Raw genomic sequence first — 879 nt, 5'->3', positions numbered from 1 at the left:
CCCCGCGCGGGGAGACGCCCATGCGCAGGGCCGGCGACCGCCGGGTGGCGCGGGCGACGTCCACCGCGTAGCCGAGGACCTCCGGGCCGACGTGCACCCGGGCGACCGCCGCCCGGCCCACGGCCAGGTCCTCGGCCGAGGTCACGGCCTTGACGTGGGACAGGTCCCGGGGGTCGAAGCCGAGGGCGTGCCGCTCCAGCACCGCGATCTCCTGCTCGCGGCCAGGCAGCGGGACGGTGAGCTTCAGCAGGAACCGGTCGAGCTGGGCCTCGGGCAGCTGGTAGGTGCCCTCGTACTCGATCGGGTTCTGCGTGGCGGCCACGATGAACGGGTCGGGCAGCCTGCGGGCCTCGCCCTCGACGCTCACCTGCCGCTCCTCCATGGCCTCCAGCAGGGCGGCCTGGGTCTTGGGCGGGGTGCGGTTGATCTCGTCGGCGAGCAGCAGGTTGGTGAAGACCGGTCCCTCGCGGAACTCGAACTCCGAGGTCTTCACGTCGTAGACCAGCGAGCCCGTCACGTCGCCCGGCATCAGGTCGGGGGTGAACTGCACGCGCTTGAAGTCCAGGGAGAGCGCGGCGGCCATCGTCCGGACCAGCAGGGTCTTGGCGACGCCGGGGACGCCTTCGAGCAGCACGTGGCCCCGGCAGAGCAGGGCGATCACCAGCCCGGAGACCACGGCGTCCTGGCCGACGACGGCCTTGGCGACCTCGGCGCGCAGCGCGCCCAGCGAGGCGCGGGCGGCCCGGCTCTCCGGGCTCTCCACGCTCTCGGCGGGCACGGGGGCGGCCGGTCGCGGACCCGTCACCGGAGGAGGCCCGGCCACCGGGGGGCCGACCGGCGGGGGTACGGCGGAGCGACCCGCCGGCGGTGTGGTGCCTG

Annotated in this window: 1 protein-coding gene; it reads right to left on the bottom strand. The window is 75.2% G+C overall.

Going from position 1 to position 879, the window contains the following annotated elements; translation table 11 throughout:
* The coding region (locus ACWJ6R_RS37215) for an AAA family ATPase (protein WP_449066685.1) at positions 1-778 on the bottom strand (778 nt) is incomplete at its 3' end.
* Positions 779-879: the final 101 nt, after the last annotated feature.

It is taken from the genome of Planomonospora algeriensis, assembly GCF_977012225.1.
The sequence above is the reverse complement of the archived record's forward strand: the minus strand, read 5'-3'. Positions and strand labels throughout refer to the sequence as shown.